A 17,100-nucleotide genomic window follows, 5' to 3' on the forward strand; every position below is an offset into this window, starting at 1 on the left:
AAGTTACATTCAAGCTAATTGCAGATTTAGTTGTACAGCATACGACTCTTTGCTACTATCTACCTGCAGATCGTATCTGCCGGGGTAACTCAAATCCAGGCGGCGTTGTACGTTTTGCAGACCAATGCCCGATTTGCCATCTACAACTTTTCCATTGGTAGGCAGTTTGCTGTTTTCTACCCGGTATATACAATCTTTGCCTTGCACTTCTATATGTATTTTTACCCATGAACCAGGGTTGTTATTGCCTACCCCATGCTTAAAAGCATTTTCCAGAAACGTAATAAATATAAACGGAGTAACTAACACTTCCTGCGGATTGCCTTTAATTTCAAAACAAATAGGAATTTCGTTATTCAACCGGAGCCGTTCCAGACTAATGTAGTTTTGCATGTATTCAATCTCCTTGCTTAACTGCACCTTCGGGTGGTTAGAATCATAAATCATATACCGCATCATCTGCGAGAGTTTGGCTATTACTTCGGTGGTATTCGGGGAGTTGGTAAATGCCAGATAATACAGGTTATTTAAGGTGTTGAACAGGAAATGCGGATTTATCTGCGCTTTTAAAAAATTGAGCTCTGCAATCAGCCGTTCATTTTCTACCGCTTTCTTGCGCGATTCAAACTCGATCCACTCTACCACAAAACGCAACATGCCCACAAAAATCACAATAAATAGGGTAACGGCCGTGATATGGATAAAAAACCTGGAACTATAGAGATACTGAAACTCTTCCCGGCGGGCGTACCCATCCAGCAAGTACCTTTCAAACTGGATACGGGCGAAAATTAAGACACTAAAGGGAGCAAAAAACTCTAACAGGTAGCCCATCAGGTTTTTGCTGGTGAGAAACCGGGGTAGGGCAAAGAAATAATTATAGTAGGCAATCAGGCCAACAAACACCATATTAATGGCTGCCACAGTCAGAATTCTGCCCCAGTCCGACCCCCATCTGGTTTGCTGATAAACAAGGAACGACACGTACACACACCAGAATGAAATATGGAGTACCAGCACGCGGTTCCGCTGAAGAAAAGATTGCATATGTCAGCTTTACGATAATTTTATTTAGTAAAAATACCCATTAAAGGGCAACTTTAAGCCTTGCGCGTTATATATTCTGCCAAGTATGGATTACTATCGGTTATCTGGGTAGTTTTTTCTACCATTCCATCTTGTCGAGTATACAGCCGGAACGTCGAGAAAAAATGCTCATCTGTATAATACCTGAATAAAAGAATAACCAATACTTTTTTTTTGTGTTCATTAAGATACATCAAAGTCACTAACTGCAAAAATTTCGACATGCTTTCTATGAAAAAAATCTTACTGCTCCTGCTGCTTGTGTATAGCTACGGCTTTACCTTAGCTCAGAATCCTTCAGGGGGAGCAATTCCCGGAGCTGAAACCCCAAAAGGGAATGCCAAAATCGCTGGCACCGTGCTGGATGCAAGCAACCAGGAACCAGTGCCTTTTGTCAATGTGGTGCTCACAGATCCGGCCACCGGCAAAACGCTAGATGGAACCGTAGGAGATGAAAATGGCAAGTTCACCTTAAACAAAGTAGCGGCAGGCGATTACAAAATTCTGGTAACGTTCATTGGCTATCAAACTAAAACGATAGATAAAGTGAACGTAGGCAAACGGGGAGATATTAATTTGGGTACAATTAAAATAAGCCCAACCGTACAAGAACTGCAGGAAGTAACCATAGAAGGCCAGAGAAGCCTGGTTGAAGAGAAGGTAGACCGCACCGTATACAACGCAGAAATAGATGCTACCAATAAAGGAGGTGATGCTACAGATGTATTGAGAAAAGTCCCCATGCTATCTGTGGATCTGGATGGAAACGTATCGCTCCGTGGCAATCAGAACATCCGGGTTCTCATTAACAACCGCCCATCTACCATAGCCGCCAGCAGCGTGGCCGATGCCTTAAAGCAGATCCCTTCAGATATGATTAAATCCGTAGAGGTAATTACGTCACCCTCCTCCAGATACGATGCAGAAGGTTCATCAGGCATAATCAATATTATTACTAAGAAGAACACCCTGGAAGGGTTTAATTTGAATGTGAATGGCAGTGCAGGCTACAGAGGTTCTAACCTGGGGTTGAATGGAAGCATGCGGAAAGGAAAAATGGGCTTTTCTTTAGGCGGTTTTGGCCGTGTGGGATACAATGTAAACGGACGGTTTGAAAACACCCAAACCACTCTTAATAACCAGAGAGAAAGTATATTATCTATTCAATCGGCAGATACTCGTAATCAGTTTGGTTTTGGCCGGTATCAGTTCGGCTGGGATTACGACATAGACAAAAATAACTTTATTAATGCTTCTGTACAGTATGGCTTCCGGAACAGAAAAACGTTTCAGGATAATTTAATCTCTCAAACGTATATTGATAATGTGTTAGACAAAACAACTTTGCAAGATGTAGATGTTTCTGACCTTTCGGGCAACCTGGATGTAAATTTAGGCTACACTCATACTTTTAATAAACCTCAAAAAGAGCTAAGTTTATTAGGCCAGTATAGCCGTAACAAACAGACAAACGACTTCATCAGAAGTATTTTTGATGAGAATGATTTCAGCGTACTTGATAGAAGAGTAAAAAACCTGAATGAAAGTTATAATCAGGAGACTACCTTACAACTCGACTATCAAACCCCTATCGGAAAAACGCAGATACTTGAATTTGGCGGAAAAGAGATTATGCGGCAGGTAACAAGCGATTTTCAGTTTTTTAATGCGTTTGGCTCAGATGGGGTATATATCCCAGATACAGATAGAAGACTGGGTAATGTTTTTAACTACAACCAGAGTGTAACTGCCGGGTATTTGGCGTACACCTTAAATACTAAACAGGGCTATAGCCTCAAAGCCGGCGGACGGTACGAATATACAATTATTGATGCCAACTTTCAGGATGAGCAAGATGTAGAAATCCCCGCTTATGGAACGTTTGTACCTAGTTTAAATTTGTCTAAAAAGCTAAAGAACGGAAATATATTGAAAGCGGCTTACAACCGTCGTATACAACGTCCGTCACTGCAGTTCCTGAACCCGAATATTCAATCATCTAATCCATTATTTGTAACTATTGGTAATCCTGTATTAAATCCTGAGTTTACCAATAACTATGAATTAGCTTATAATACCTATATTAAAAAAACCTCTTTATCATTCACAGGCTTCTGGCGTAATACTACCGGCTCAATCCAAGCCATACGCAACCCGGTGACTAGTATCAATGAGGTTGGTGATACCATTAATAGCATCTATACAACGTATGAAAACATTGGAACAGAAAATGCCTATGGGGTAAGTCTGTTCTCCAATGTTAATATCTCAGATAAATTTTCGCTGAATGGTGGCACAGACGTGTATTATGCCGTGCTGAACAATAATGTAGATGATCCTATTTACAATGCCAGCAATGAAGGCTGGGTATATAACATCAGAGGCTTTGCTAACTACAAATTAGGCAAAGGATGGGGATTACAAGCATTTGGTTTCTATCGTGGCAGACAAGTACAGCTTCAAGGCAAACAAAGTGGTTTTGGGATTTACAGCCTGAATATTCAGAAAGAATTTAACAACAAAAAAGGGACAATTGGTATAGGAGCTGAAAACTTCTTAACCAAAGCAATATACATGCGCAATGAGCTATCTTCTCCCCTGTTAACGCAGACCAATGTGAATGAAATGCGCAATATGAACTTTAAAATCAATTTCAGCTACCGCATTGGTAAAATGACCATGGATGCCCAGCCTCGCCGCCGGAAGAAATCCATCAGTAACGATGATATAAAAGAAGGTGGTGACAGTGGTACAGAGGGCGGCGGTACACAAGGCGGTGGAGCAGCTCCACAAAATGCTAGCCCTGCCGGACAAAGACCCGCACAAGGTCAGCCCAACAAAACCCAACCGACTGCTGCGCCAAACCAGCAAACGCCGGCTAATACTAACACTAGACCCAATAATTAAATTTATAAATCAGCCAATAACAGTTGTGCCAGTACACAACCAGATATGTTACTAAGATGGATTCTACCAACACTTATTTTTGACCATTCCTTGTAAAAGGAATTAACTGATTAACACTAATGATCACAGCATGGCTTAATAATCCGTATTTAAATTTAGCAGAAGTTGCCACCAGGCTCTATGGAAGCAACAGCCGCATGTATACACAACGGCTCCGGAAAAAAATGACGAAAGCCTTGCCTTTTGAGGCATGGGAAATCCACGAACTGGAAAGGATTAAACAAGATATCCTGTCTCATATTCAACATGGGCATCCGGTAGTGGAAACTACTTAGGCTTGTAACATTTTCAGGGTTTACCCTATGTAGGGAGCCAGAAACAGTGTTTTCCGGCATCCTACCTGCTTCGTATGTGTCGGTATTGAGTTTTTTTATTTATTTAGTATATTTAACTCCATTTTTTAACCCTTTTTAACTCAGATCTCTTATGAAATTTTCAAAACTAATGGCAGGAGCTTTAGCCTTGTTTCTGGCAACTCAAACCCCGGGAGTTATTGCTTTGAATGACCCTGGTAAAACATCTGTTAAAAAAGCCGCTGCTCTTTCCGTTGATCCTTCCAAAAGTACCCTTACCTGGAATGCCAAAAAAGTGGGTGGTGAGCATTCCGGCAATGTAAAAATTGCAAAAGGTGTCATTAATGTTGAGTCAGACAAACTGGTAGGAGGTAATTTTGTAATGGATATGACGAGCATCACTGATACGGATATTACCAACGAAACATTCAACAAAAAGCTTACTGATCATTTAAAATCAGAAGATTTCTTTTCCGTAGAAAAACATCCGAACTCTACTTTTAAAATCACGAAAGCTGCCCCCATTGCTAATGCCAAAGCAGGCGAAGCCAACTACACCATCACTGGCGATTTAACAATCAAAGGAATTACCAATGCGGTAACTTTCCCGGCTGTTGTAAAAGTTAGCGGCAACAGTGCAGAGGCTACAGCTAAATTTGACATAGACCGGACAAAATATGATATTAAATACCGGGCTGCCATTATCGGTACAGCGGCTGACAAAATTATTGAAGATACCTTTACCATTGACCTGAAAGTGGTAGCCGGTAAAACTGCTAATAATACCTAGGTAACTAGAAATCAATTTGTTTAAAGACTACAAAAATACCGCTGCCTTTGGAGCGGTATTTTTGTATACAGAGGTATTTGTGTTGCTAACCAAATAAGCCTTAAACTGCAAAGCAGACCTTATTATGCAGCTTTTCCCAGGCTGGGTAAGAACGGCTGAAATACCTTAAACGAACTTAATTGTAAGAGGTGTGTAGGAGTATTATCAAATAAAAAGGGGCTGGTTGAAAGTTAATTACCTGCTGAATGCTACCCTATCTGGTTGAAGCGTTTATCCAAAAGCCATTTATACTCTACTTCTGGTATCCGTGGGCTGTCGCAGAATAGTACGCGGATAAAATGGATAATGCTTTCAGAAACGGAGCCACTTTCCTGACTGAAGGCGATTTTAATGGAAATTTCACTTAACTCTGTCCTGTTTGGATTGGGCAACTGTAGTGTTGCTTGTCTGTACTCTTCTTGGCTAATATAGGTCATGTGTCTGATAAATAGGTTGCTTTTTGGGAATGCTTACCAAATATATTATTCTTTGCGGTAAGGCTACTAAGCATCCAAAAATACACATGTAATAATTTTTTTTAGTAGTAGCCTATTTTAGCTGTTTTTCTCAAGCATTTGGTAGTGGAGCTTCTTTGAATGCTACCTGTAAAATCAGCACAAATTTGCTTATCATCCTTTTTTACTAGACAAACCCCCTAATAAATTAAAGTTTTCTCAGACGAAAATCCGGTAACCCTCCGGTAATCAATTTTTTAAAGCAAAATACCTTTACGTATGAAATAGCAAAAATTTAGCTCAGAAAGGTCTCCGGTTACCAGGTTACAAAAATAATATTCATCTGTTTTCCCCAATACTTAGTACACAAAGGTTACTTGTCATCTTTCATATTGGAGGCCATGTGGTGAGCCATCCGCGTAGTTTCAGGAAGCCGGTATTTAGGTGAACAAGCTAATACATAGGCTATAGATGTTTCCAGGCTTACGCGGTGCCCGGGAGAAATAAACAGCGGATTAAACCCCTTCCGTGTTCGTAGTACAGCACCAATGGTTTCTTTGTAATGCACCAAAGGCGACCATCCGCCCCGTTCGTCAGGGGGTGTTTCGTACTTACCTACTAAAAGAGACTTTCCAACACCAATAGTCGGTACATCAATCAGTATCCCCAAATGACTGGCAATACCCAGCCGTCTGGGGTGGGCAATTCCTTGTCCATCGCATAAGATCAGGTCGGGCACCTTGGTTATTTTCTCCAGCGCCATTAACAAAGCCGGTATTTCCCGGAAAGATAACAAACCTGGAATATAGGGAAACCTGGTGGGCGTTTTGGCAATAGCCTGATCTACCAGCACCAGGTCCGGATATCGAAGCACAGCTACTGCAGCCCGGGTAATTTCTCCATCGTTCTCAAATCCCACATCTACGCCTGCTACCAGGCTTACATGGCCAAGTTGGTCGGTCGTAATCACCTGCTTTCGGAGATCATTTTGTATGGCTACAGCTTCTGCTGCAGTCGTGGGCCAGTAAGCGGCAGATGGGATTTGCATAGTCGAAAAAATAAAATTTACAATTTGCTATTCGTATATCTTGACACACGAAAATATTTGTTTTATGTTTGACACTTGAAGTAATTCTATCAGATAAACGGTTGTATTTTGTTTTAAACCAAATATTGATAATCACGTAATATTCCCAGAACATTGATACAAACATTTATGGATAATCGCGAAGAAGACAAAGTACACCTTATGAGCATTACTGATTCGATTCAGGAAATACAAGGGTATCTGGGCAGATCCAATTATGATGCCTATGCACAACGTGAAGATATACGGGAAGCTGTAATTAGCCAGCTAAACCAGATTGGTGGAGCGGCGGCTATGCTCTCCGACGATTTTAAAAATACCTATGCAGATGTAGACTGGGATGTGTTGAAGGGTTTGCAATATGCACATTTTGATCAGGAACTGGAATTAGACTTACACCCTCAATGGCATATAGTTAAAAACGACTTACCCGAAGTAATGAATCAAATTATGGACTTAACCCTACAATTAGAAAGAGAAGAAGCCTTGGAAGGCGAAATCGGACCAGAAGATACGGCGGTTGGTGACAAAGAGGCCATGCCTTATTTCACTGAGCAGTCAGCCGACCTTACCGGCCTGAGTATGGATCTGGACGATGACGATATTTTTGACGATGAAGAGGAAGATGATTTTGATGATGATATATTCGACGAAAATGTGGATGTGGACAATCTGGACTTGGAAGACGATAGTTTCATAGACAGACGCTTCACAGATGACGATCTGATGGACGACAGTTCCCTGGACGACGACATCTATGATGATGATGAAGAAATTGATGAAGACGATGAAATTTAATCCCCCACCTGTAAAACCTTAACACTAGCCTGCCTGTATATACAGACAGGCTATTTTTTTATCCCCTCCCTCCTGCATTCTGCCACTTATCAAGGTATATGCTAACTCTTACAAAATAAAGCTTATTCTACGAAATATTTCGTATATTTAGTTGCATCTACGAAAACATTCGTATACATTTGTACTACGAAATATTTCGTAGAAATAAATTAGTCCCTAGATATGGATAATCAGACACCCAAACCCACCGAATCGGAACTGGAAATTTTGCAGATACTCTGGCAACACGGCCCCACAACCGTCCGATTTGTAAACGAACAACTAAACCAGAGAAAAGAAGTAGGCTATACCACTACTTTGAAAATTATGCAGATAATGGCTGAAAAAGGCTTAGTAAAACGGAATGAAGAAAGCCGCTCGCATATTTACGAAGCCAATGTAAATGAAGAAGCAACCCAAAAACACATGCTCGATAAATTTCTGGACCTGACTTTCCGGGGCTCGGCTTCTAAACTTGTGATGCAGGCTTTAGGTAATCACAAAGCCACCAGAGCAGAACTGGACGAAATCAGAAAACTTATTGACAAAATGGAAGGAGGTGCCAAATGAATATTGTCTCACAAATATTGCCGCCGGCCCTTATGAAAGCCATTGGTTGGACGCTGTTACACTCTATCTGGCAGGGCTTAGGTATAGCTTTACTGCTGGCATTATTACTCATTTGCTTACAACGGAGTTCTGCGGCGATGCGGTATTTTATGGCCACCGGAGCTATGCTAACGTTTAGCATTTTATCCCTGGTCACCTTTGTTTCAGAATACAGGCAGGCCACTGTACTCTTACACGAGAAACAGACAAGTGCATTACCGGCTAGTAAAGCTATGGGTATACCTATGGAATTAACCTTTTCATCGAATATAAAATCGCTGCCGGAAGCCTGGTCACTCCATCAGTTGTATCCTGCGTTTCAGGCTTATTTTTACCAACATTTACCCTTACTTGTATTACTCTGGGGCATGGGTATTATGGTACTTCTCATCCGCTTCGCGGGAGGATATGCCTATACGCAACGGCTAAAAAACTATAAAACAGTAGCGCTCCCACTCGACTGGCAGCAAACCCTGCATTCCCTGGCTTCAGCTGCACAAATCACCCAGCCCGTCCGGTTAGTGGAGTCTGCTTTAATAAAAATTCCAATGGTGATCGGGTATATCAAACCAGTTATTTTGTTGCCGGTGGGCACCATCATAGGCTTACCTGCTGAGCAAGTAGAAGCTATTCTGGCTCATGAACTGGCGCATATTTACCGGAAAGACTACCTGGTAAATATTTTTCAATGCATCATTGAAATTCTCTTTTTCTACCACCCTGGCATCTGGTGGATTTCGGCTAGAATCCGGGAAGAAAGAGAACATTGCTGCGATGATCTGGCGCTAAGCATATGTGGGAATACGTTAACCTTTGCCAAAGCACTGGCTAACCTGGAACAAATAACCCACCATACACCTGCCTTAGCTATGGGGTTTTCCGGAAAAGGCAACCAACTCTTAATCCGTATCAAGCGGTTAGGCAACACACAGGTGCGTAAACCGGATTTTATGGAAGGATTCCTGGCTGCCTGTTTTGTGATGCTCAGCATCAGTGCCATTAGTGTAAGTGCAGGAATGCATACAGAGGAAGCAACTGCCACTACTTTAAAAACAGCTATGCAGGAGGTAAGTCAGCAAGAACCCAGCAAAGCTGATTTGCCAGCCATATCGGATACTACAAAAAACACCTTCACTTTCAAAGGAACCAGGAATGGCAAAAAATACCATATAGAGGCAATAATGGATAACGGGGAGATTACTGGCTTAACAGTTAATGGAAATTCCATTCCTTCAGCGGACATACCTCAATACCAGGAGTTAATAATTGAACTGATGGGTAGTGTACCTGCTCCCATAGAGCCAGTCAGCCCTGTTATTGCACCTACTCCACTTACTCCGCTAACACCAGAACCGGCCATAGCACCAAATCCGGTATATCCTCCTGATCTCCAACCTGCTACCAGCGGATACCTGGTACAACCGCCTACGGCACCTCACCCGGCCCTGGCGCCTATGGTACCTGAAGACATCAGCGATCTGATCAGAGCTGCCTTTTATGGGGATACTTCCAGAAAAATAAAAGGTGACTTTGTGTATAACTTTACTGGCAATAAGAATAAAACCTATAAGATTACAATCAAAAATGGCGAACTCACCGAACTTAAAGTAGACGGGAAGAAAATACCCAAAGAAGCCTATAAGGACTATACCTACCTGCTCGATGAGATTGAAGTAGATGCGCAGGCAAGACAGATGGAATTATTAGCACGGCAAGAGGAAGCAATAGCCAGGCAAAGAGAACAGATGGACCGGCAAATTAACCATCAACGGGAAATGATTGAACGTACCAGGGCTGCTCGGGAAAAAGAACTGGAAGCCCTCAACCTGCGCCAGCAGAAAGAATTTCAGATGCAGGAACGCAACTTTGAGTTACAAATGAAAGCGCAGGAAGAGGCCATGCGTAAGCAGGAAGCAACGATGGAGAAGGCCATGAAACAACACGATCTGGCTATGATAGAACACGAAAAAGCCATGGAAAAGCATGAAGAGTCTGCCAAACTTTCAAAAATGCTTATAGCAACTTTAAATGAGCAGTTATTGCAAGATAAGTTGATTCAAAAAGATAAAACCCATTATGTACAGATCGGTCCGGGTGGTTTATACATAGATTCCCAAAAGCAGCCAGAGCAGGTTTTTGAAAAATATAAAACGCTGCTGGAAAAGAAGGCAGGCAAACCTATGGATTTTACCATACAGTACCACTATAACGAACGAAAGAAAGATTCTTCCCTCAAACAACCTCAACCGACTGGTAATTTACAGGACAAAGGTGTTCAAAAACACCTGGCTGCCATGAAGAGGCATAATGAGCTGATTGGCCTCCTAAATACCCACCTGGAGCAGGAAAATCTGGTAACCAGCAATCAGCCACAGCATATCCGGTTAACACCTGAAGGAATTTTCATAAATAAGGTGCAACAACCTGAAAAACTATTTACGGCTTATAAAAAAATAATTGAGCAGAAAACAGGAGAACCTTTTGTATATACCCTGGAATATACCTATAAAGCAGAAAATTAGCGTGTTTAGGCTACTTTGCTATTACAAAGGATACTGGCTTCAGTATCCTTTGTTTTTAGTATAATTTTCTTCTTGCAGATAAGCCCAGGTTTGCCCACCAAAATGTTACTCAAAAAGCAAACGGAAGTAATTTGTATAAATGTCGGTGAAGGGTAAGAAGGATTGGTTTTGCATTGGTATGTGAGTTTGCAGATAATTTTACTACCAGAATGGTTTATTTTTCCTCACCGAACGGTTGTCTTACTCCATTACCCTATATGGTTTGAGTCAACTTCTCTTTATTGACTTTGGGTAAGAATTTTTAGAACAACTTTGGCAAATACATGAGGTTTCGATGAGAATTAGCTGATACTTAACAAATTATCTTACAATAAAGAACTAATATTGGATTTAACAAATATAAATTATAACACATTAATGAAACATACAAATAACTTGCGATATAAGCTAGGAAATGTATCATTCTGTAAAACAATAACTTACAAAATACAGTTATATACTTTAGATGTATGTACAAATAAACTTCCTTCAGGAAAAAGTCCTACAGGGAGTGGTATTTAGAAACTTTTAGTACTCTTTTGTAAGATTACAAGTAAGAAAATTCTTAAAGTTAAACTTGAAAAAATAAGAAAAATACCAATTATCATGCATTTTGTGCTACTTAAGCCATATTTGGTATAACTATTTAGTAGATTTCGAGGAAACCAGGACTATTTTTTTTCATTGACAATATATATTGCTTAGTATTGCACACCCTATTAAATTATCTCTGTTTTAAATCGTCTAATTTTAATATGTAATATAAAAATTAGGTAGATACGGGATAGCTTATTATAATATTTCGATATTTAATTAAATTATTTTATTCTGTTTGGTGTAAGATTTGTCATAGATACGAGTGGGAAGTGTTCGGGAATAGAAGCAGATTTACATCATCAGATTTAAACATGAACAAAATGAATTATCAATTGCATATAGAAATAAACCATTTACTTGACAGCTTAGCTAAATTAATTGGATACAACCAGGCACACGCCTACTACGAGAGAGTTTATAACGAAGCCCTTTGTACGACCAGACTAAGTGATGAATATGTAAAAGAAAAGATGAAAATTAAACTCAGAAACGTGAGTTTGACAGAATCAATCTAATATACTTTTAACAGATATTCAGCCTGCCAGAACATAAAAACCTTCTGGCAGGCTGAACTGTTTTTATAGAGCTGTATATTTACCTATGCGAATACTCATAACCGGGGCTTCCGGAAATATAGGACAGGCGATTCTCCGGCATTTTGATGCAACATCGGGGCACAGGCTCTCCCTTGCCTCCAGGAAAATAACCGACAGCCCCAGAGAAGGTCATACGCAGTCTGTGTATTTTGACTTTGACCACCTGCCTGAGTCCTACCCTAGTTTACTGCAAACAGATATACTCTTTCTGTTGCGTCCTCCACATATTTCAGATGTAGCTACCTATTTTAAACCACTGATAGAGTTATGTAAAAAAGCTTCTCTTAGCCATATTGTTTTTTTGTCGGTGCAAGGTGCAGATAAAGCCTCGTTTATTCCCCATGCTAAGATTGAAAAGCTGATTCTGAATAGCGGAATTGCCTATACATTTGTACGGCCAGGATATTTTATGCAGAACCTGAGTACTACTTTGCAAGAAGATATATGTAAAAATAACAGGATCTACCTGCCTGCCGGCCAGGCGGTGTTTAACTGGATAGATGTTGAAGATATTGGCTTGGCTATTGCCAGGATACTTGAACATCCCGGTTTGCACAGAAATAAGGTATACACACTTACAGGCTCACAGAATCTTTCTTTCCAGCAAGCGGCCAACTACCTGACCGATACGCTGCAACGAAAGATTCAGTATATCAGCCCAAATGTATTCAGTTTTTACTACACCAAACGAAAAGAAGGATTGACAAGGGATTTTATACTGGTAATGATTTTGTTGCATTTTCTGCCAAGGTTCCAGACTGAACCTCGTATACACCCGGATTTTGAGCAGTTAACCGGGAAGAAACCAACTACGTTGCAGAATTTTATAGCAAATAATAAACAGTATTGGCAAACAAAAAACCCAGCTCAAACGTGAGCCGGGTTTTTTGTTTCACCTGAAAGAATGTTACTTACTGCTTAGCAAACTTGTTTCTGTAGGGATTGTATTCATGGTATACCATGCTTCCGTTACCCATGGCTTCTGTCCGGTTTGGCTGGTCAGTGTTTTATAGTTAAGCCGTACATACACCACATGATTTGGTTTCATACCAGCCAGTTGCAGAAATACTTTTTTGCGGTCGGATGAAACCGTCACTTTCTGAATGTTTAATGGTTTGTCATCCAGTTTGGGGCCACCGTAATTTTCAGTAGGCTTATAATACCACTGTCGGATTAGGTAATCAGAAACCTTAGTGCCTGACCCTTCCTGTAAAGGCTCGGTAAATTCAATTTCCACCCCATTCGCTTTTGCCCGTACAGCCAGCATTTCAAAGGCAATTTTATCATTAAAGGTGAGCTTCTGTAAGCCATAATGCAGTTTGTTGGCATGGCTCCAGTTTCCGGTAGAGCCTACGCCCCCTACATACAAGGCTCCATCCGGCCCCCAAACAAGGCGGTTTACGCCAGCCTCTAGCCCCTGTGTAAAGTGGAATACTGCCCCCTGGTATTGTCCGTTCACCTTTTCTACAAAAACCCGTTTGATTCCACCATTGGTTACTTCACCATGGATCATTTGATTTTTATAAGGTCCAACATTCAATAAAGCTGGCTGGCTAGGAGAATTTCCTACTTCATCTTGTGGCAACCAAACTACTGGCAATGTTTCTTTAGCGTTAGCCGTGCCTTCAAAATCCACAGATCTGGATCCATACCAGGCGCCTTCCTGCAAATGCAGAATTTTACTGGATGGCAGCCAGTCGCCCTGGTTATCGGCAATAAATATTTCATTATCTACCCCAATGGCAATGCCATTAGGTGTACGCAAGCCGCTGGCAATAAACTCAAAAGAACCATCTTTTTTAGAGATTTTTACTACTTTGCCTCTATCCGGAATCTGAGGTTTGGTACTGGCGCCTCCAGGATTGATTGCCGTAGCTAAGGTGCTATAGAAATAGCCATCTTTGTAAACCAGCCCAAACGCAAATTCGTGGAAGTTGGCTGATACCCGCCATCCGTTGCAAATGGTCTGGTATTCGTCAATAATATCATCTTTATTCAGGTCTACCAGTTTGGTAAGTTCCTGCTTTTGCTGTACATAAATTTCTCCATCCACCACTTTTAAGCCCAAGGGTTCAGCCAAGCCATAGGCAATCCGCTTTGCCTTAATTCCTTTCGGATCTTTTCCTTGTACACCCTCCAGCACATACACCGAGCCTAACGAATCCCAGGTACACACCACCAGGCGGCCATCCGGTAGAAAATCCATCCCTCCTACTTTCGGTTTTAAATCATCCGGCCGGGCTTGTGCCAATGTAAAGCTGGGGTGAACTTTCTCCAATGGGAAGGCATCTCCGGGAACAGCATCTTTGCTTTTCTGGGCAGCCAGCGGCGCTTCTCCGGTCTTTTTAATATCTGATCCTTTGTAGGTAAATACCTGCGGAGGAACTACCACAAACTCTTTGGTGCCATAAGGCTGCCATTGTAAAGAAAGCCCCTTACCGCCACCCCCTTGGAAATACTCTATCCGGAAAGGATGTTTACCGGCTTTCAGCAACATTTCCCCATCTTTTGGGTCTAAGCCATGATTGCCGCCATGATCAATTACCAATTTGTTATTTATATATAACCTGGAACCATCGTCACTTACCAGGCGGAACACGACATTGGTCGTCTTTTCCATCGTAAGCACACCGGTAGCATGAACAGTAAAATTCTCTTGTAATCCTCCAAAATCATTTTCATTGATATGCAGCGCATTAATTGTCCCAGAAACAACTGGCAGCATTTCTCCATTAATTTCGGGAAAATCAGCTATCGCTTCGCCAAACTGGTACACATTTACGGCAATGCCAGGCTTTTCTGCAGTAGCCTCGGTTTGCGATGCTTCCACCCGCTGGAATTTTACTTCATAGGCAGGTTTGGGCATCAGTTTATTGGCTTCCTCCTTTCCTTCTTGTTCTGCATCCAGATCCAGAATATAGGAAACCATAGTTTTGGCATCATCTTTTGAAAGGTTCGGATGAGGGGTCATTGGAATTTCGCCCCAGTTGCCTGCGCCCCCTGCAATTACTTTTGTAACCAGTTGTTCAGTTATTTGCTCTGTTTTAGGGTATTTCTTGGCTATTTCAATGTAAGCCGGGCCTACCGTTTTTACCTCTTTATTATGGCAGGTATTACAATCGGATTTAGCCATAATTGCCATTACGGCCTCTTCTCCTTCTAACTTCTTCTCTGATTCCTGTTTAGCTACCGGACGGGGAACCATATTGACTGTGAAAGTAGTGGTGCCATTATTATTCAGCAGCAACATACCCTCTGCGGAAGCAAACTTTTTATTTTCCAATGTCTCTTCACCTGATTTAGAAACATTGAATTTGCCATTGGTCTGATAATCATTGGCTGACGTGATAGAAGTAAGATGCATATCCAAGCCTACCTGCACACCCGAAGGAACATTTGCCAGAGTGTAGGTCCGTTCAAAACCTGCTTTATCCGTTCCGGCATCTACAAATTCAGGCTTTTCCTCGACAGTAATTTTTTGCCCCTGGTAGTCCAGTTCGTATTTTAGGGTAACCTGGTTGTCAGCAATGGCATGACCTTTATAATTCACGGTTGGAGTTACTTCCTGCCCGTTGGCTATAATGCGCCAGGGATTTTCGTCAGACTCCTGCAAATAGGTGGCACCCAGACTGGTAGGTTGGGGTCCGTGAGCAGTTGTATAAACCGGTCCATCAAAGTTGATACCGCCGGTCCAGGCTTTATACAAGGAACCATTTTTGGTATCATAGGCGACAAACAGCTTATCGTGCAGCGCAATGCTGAGCATCCGTGGTTTTTTGTCTAACACCGAGCGCAAAACCCAGGTTTCAGTGGGCCGTTGAATCTGCTTTTTTTCGGAAGCAGTATTACAGGCACCAATGGCGAATACTGACAACGCAAAAAAAGCCAGAGAGGGCAATTGTGTGTACTTCATTGTTAAATGTGTTTGGTTGGGGTAAAGAAAAACAGGTATGCAAAGTTGGGCTTAATTCAGGACATTCAAAACTGGTGAGTGCCTGTATATTACTATTTTACTAAGAAACTGTATTATTCATCCTTAAATAAGGCAGCTAGGTCGAAAGCAATGCAAACTAACACTGTATCAAAAACGAACACATTTTGTTCGCTTCTGAACACAAAGCAGCCTTTTTATTTTTGACAGCCTGAGAATTATTATCGTAAAACAGGCCTAAAAACAGCAAATACAAGCATTATTGAAATGATTTTGCTTCTTGTGGTAAAACTTTGTGAGCTGGCATAATTTTAGGCAACTAGTTAGTCAAACAATTGACTGATCCCTGTTATGCTGAATAAATGGTTTATGTTTTCTTTTGCAGGACTTTCCATCTATACCCTGCTGGCAAACAAGCCCGAATGTGCCAATACTCAGAAAGATCCGGTGGAATCATTGGTTACCTCTGCTATTATTGTTGAGTCAGCCACTGCCAGTAAGCCTGTTTCCCCTTTTTCGTTGCTAGACCAGGCAAATACATCCTGGATGAATAGCTATAATCAGTCGAAAGATCTGTCGGGCTTTTATCTGGATAATGCGCTATTGTTTCCGGAGAAAGCGGAACCTTTAAAAAGTAAAAACCTCATTGCTAGCTACTACACTGACCTGCTTCGTTCTGGTACCAGATTTACAGCTGTACACCCCTACCAGCGGTTTACCGAAACTTCTGATCTGATTTACGAAACAGGGTATCTCACGACGCAAACCCAGGAAATATACCAGTACATGACGGTATGGAAAAATGTGGCAGGGAGCTGGAAGCGGGAACTTGAAACCATTGCTAAAAAAACGGCTGCTAATAATGATGCCGAACCACTGGAGCTTGTACGTGCTAAATGGATGAAATTATGCAATGCCCATACGCCAGCAAAGCTAATAGAAGAAGTATATGCAGAAAATGCGTATTACTACAACCGGGGCAAATTGTTGCAGGGCAGAAAACAACTCACAGAAGAATATACATATATGGCTGATCCGAACTACCAGCTGACACTAACCCCCAAGGCAGTTCATGTAGTAAACCCGGATATGGTGTATGAAATAGGTAAATGTTCCGGAAGCTATGGGGGCCATTATATTATCCGCTGGGAAAAACAACCGGACAGCAACTGGCAGGTTACCCTGGATACCAATTACTAACAATCATAACGTTTTATATATCGGCAAACTGGGACGTGGAATCATGCGTTCC

Annotated in this window: 13 protein-coding genes; 9 read left to right on the top strand and 4 right to left on the bottom strand. The window is 41.5% G+C overall.

Going from position 1 to position 17,100, the window contains the following annotated elements:
- Nucleotides 1-9: 9 nt before the first annotated feature.
- The gene (locus Q0590_RS10065; protein ID WP_302037396.1) at nucleotides 10-1,047 is read right to left on the bottom strand and encodes a sensor histidine kinase; all 1,038 of its coding nucleotides are present in this window, start codon (nucleotides 1,045-1,047) and stop codon (nucleotides 10-12) included.
- Nucleotides 1,048-1,317: 270 nt separating this feature from the next.
- Here Q0590_RS10065 and Q0590_RS10070 point away from each other — a divergent pair, with 270 nt between their 5' ends.
- From Q0590_RS10070 to Q0590_RS10080, 3 genes are all read left to right on the top strand, one after another.
- Nucleotides 1,318-3,993 (top strand): TonB-dependent receptor, encoded by a 2,676-nt coding sequence (locus Q0590_RS10070; RefSeq protein ID WP_302037397.1) that lies wholly within the window; start codon nucleotides 1,318-1,320, stop codon nucleotides 3,991-3,993.
- 119 nt (nucleotides 3,994-4,112) lie between these two features.
- Nucleotides 4,113-4,328 carry a hypothetical protein gene (locus tag Q0590_RS10075; protein WP_302037398.1) on the top strand — a complete coding sequence of 72 codons (216 nt, stop codon included), beginning with the start codon at nucleotides 4,113-4,115 and terminating at the stop codon, nucleotides 4,326-4,328.
- A 151-nt stretch (nucleotides 4,329-4,479) separates the two neighbouring features.
- On the top strand, nucleotides 4,480-5,136 hold the full coding sequence (locus Q0590_RS10080; protein ID WP_302037399.1) for a YceI family protein: 657 nt from the start codon (nucleotides 4,480-4,482) through the stop codon (nucleotides 5,134-5,136).
- A gap of 248 nt (nucleotides 5,137-5,384) precedes the next feature.
- On the opposite strand, the gene Q0590_RS10085 is transcribed toward Q0590_RS10080, so the two are convergent.
- Both Q0590_RS10085 and nfi read right to left on the bottom strand, forming a co-directional pair.
- Nucleotides 5,385-5,612: a hypothetical protein gene (locus Q0590_RS10085; RefSeq protein WP_302037400.1), complete on the bottom strand. Its 228-nt coding sequence runs from the start codon at nucleotides 5,610-5,612 to the stop codon at nucleotides 5,385-5,387.
- 391 nt (nucleotides 5,613-6,003) lie between these two features.
- Nucleotides 6,004-6,678: a deoxyribonuclease V gene (gene nfi / locus Q0590_RS10090; RefSeq protein ID WP_302037401.1), complete on the bottom strand. Its 675-nt coding sequence runs from the start codon at nucleotides 6,676-6,678 to the stop codon at nucleotides 6,004-6,006.
- A gap of 168 nt (nucleotides 6,679-6,846) precedes the next feature.
- Between nfi and Q0590_RS10095 the strand changes: the two genes are divergently transcribed.
- From Q0590_RS10095 to Q0590_RS10115, 5 genes are all read left to right on the top strand, one after another.
- A complete protein-coding gene (locus Q0590_RS10095; protein WP_302037402.1) occupies nucleotides 6,847-7,515 on the top strand; it encodes a HepT-like ribonuclease domain-containing protein in 669 nt (222 codons plus the stop codon).
- Nucleotides 7,516-7,737: 222 nt separating this feature from the next.
- Nucleotides 7,738-8,124 carry a BlaI/MecI/CopY family transcriptional regulator gene (locus Q0590_RS10100; RefSeq protein WP_302037403.1) on the top strand — a complete coding sequence of 129 codons (387 nt, stop codon included), beginning with the start codon at nucleotides 7,738-7,740 and terminating at the stop codon, nucleotides 8,122-8,124.
- 32 nt (nucleotides 8,125-8,156) lie between these two features.
- Complete coding sequence (locus Q0590_RS10105) at nucleotides 8,157-10,685, top strand: M56 family metallopeptidase (RefSeq protein WP_302037404.1); 2,529 nt, start codon at nucleotides 8,157-8,159, stop codon at nucleotides 10,683-10,685.
- A gap of 956 nt (nucleotides 10,686-11,641) precedes the next feature.
- Nucleotides 11,642-11,836: a hypothetical protein gene (locus Q0590_RS10110; protein ID WP_302037405.1), complete on the top strand. Its 195-nt coding sequence runs from the start codon at nucleotides 11,642-11,644 to the stop codon at nucleotides 11,834-11,836.
- 85 nt (nucleotides 11,837-11,921) lie between these two features.
- On the top strand, nucleotides 11,922-12,794 hold the full coding sequence (locus Q0590_RS10115; protein ID WP_302037406.1) for an NmrA family NAD(P)-binding protein: 873 nt from the start codon (nucleotides 11,922-11,924) through the stop codon (nucleotides 12,792-12,794).
- A 30-nt stretch (nucleotides 12,795-12,824) separates the two neighbouring features.
- Here the strand turns inward: Q0590_RS10115 and Q0590_RS10120 are convergent, their stop codons facing one another.
- A complete protein-coding gene (locus Q0590_RS10120) occupies nucleotides 12,825-15,830 on the bottom strand; it encodes a PA14 domain-containing protein (RefSeq protein ID WP_302037407.1) in 3,006 nt (1,001 codons plus the stop codon).
- A gap of 369 nt (nucleotides 15,831-16,199) precedes the next feature.
- Here Q0590_RS10120 and Q0590_RS10125 point away from each other — a divergent pair, with 369 nt between their 5' ends.
- Complete coding sequence (locus Q0590_RS10125; RefSeq protein WP_302037408.1) at nucleotides 16,200-17,048, top strand: YybH family protein; 849 nt, start codon at nucleotides 16,200-16,202, stop codon at nucleotides 17,046-17,048.
- Nucleotides 17,049-17,100: the final 52 nt, after the last annotated feature.

It is taken from the genome of Rhodocytophaga aerolata, assembly GCF_030503435.1.
In the GTDB taxonomy this organism is placed as follows: Bacteria; Bacteroidota; Bacteroidia; order Cytophagales; family 172606-1; genus Rhodocytophaga; species Rhodocytophaga aerolata.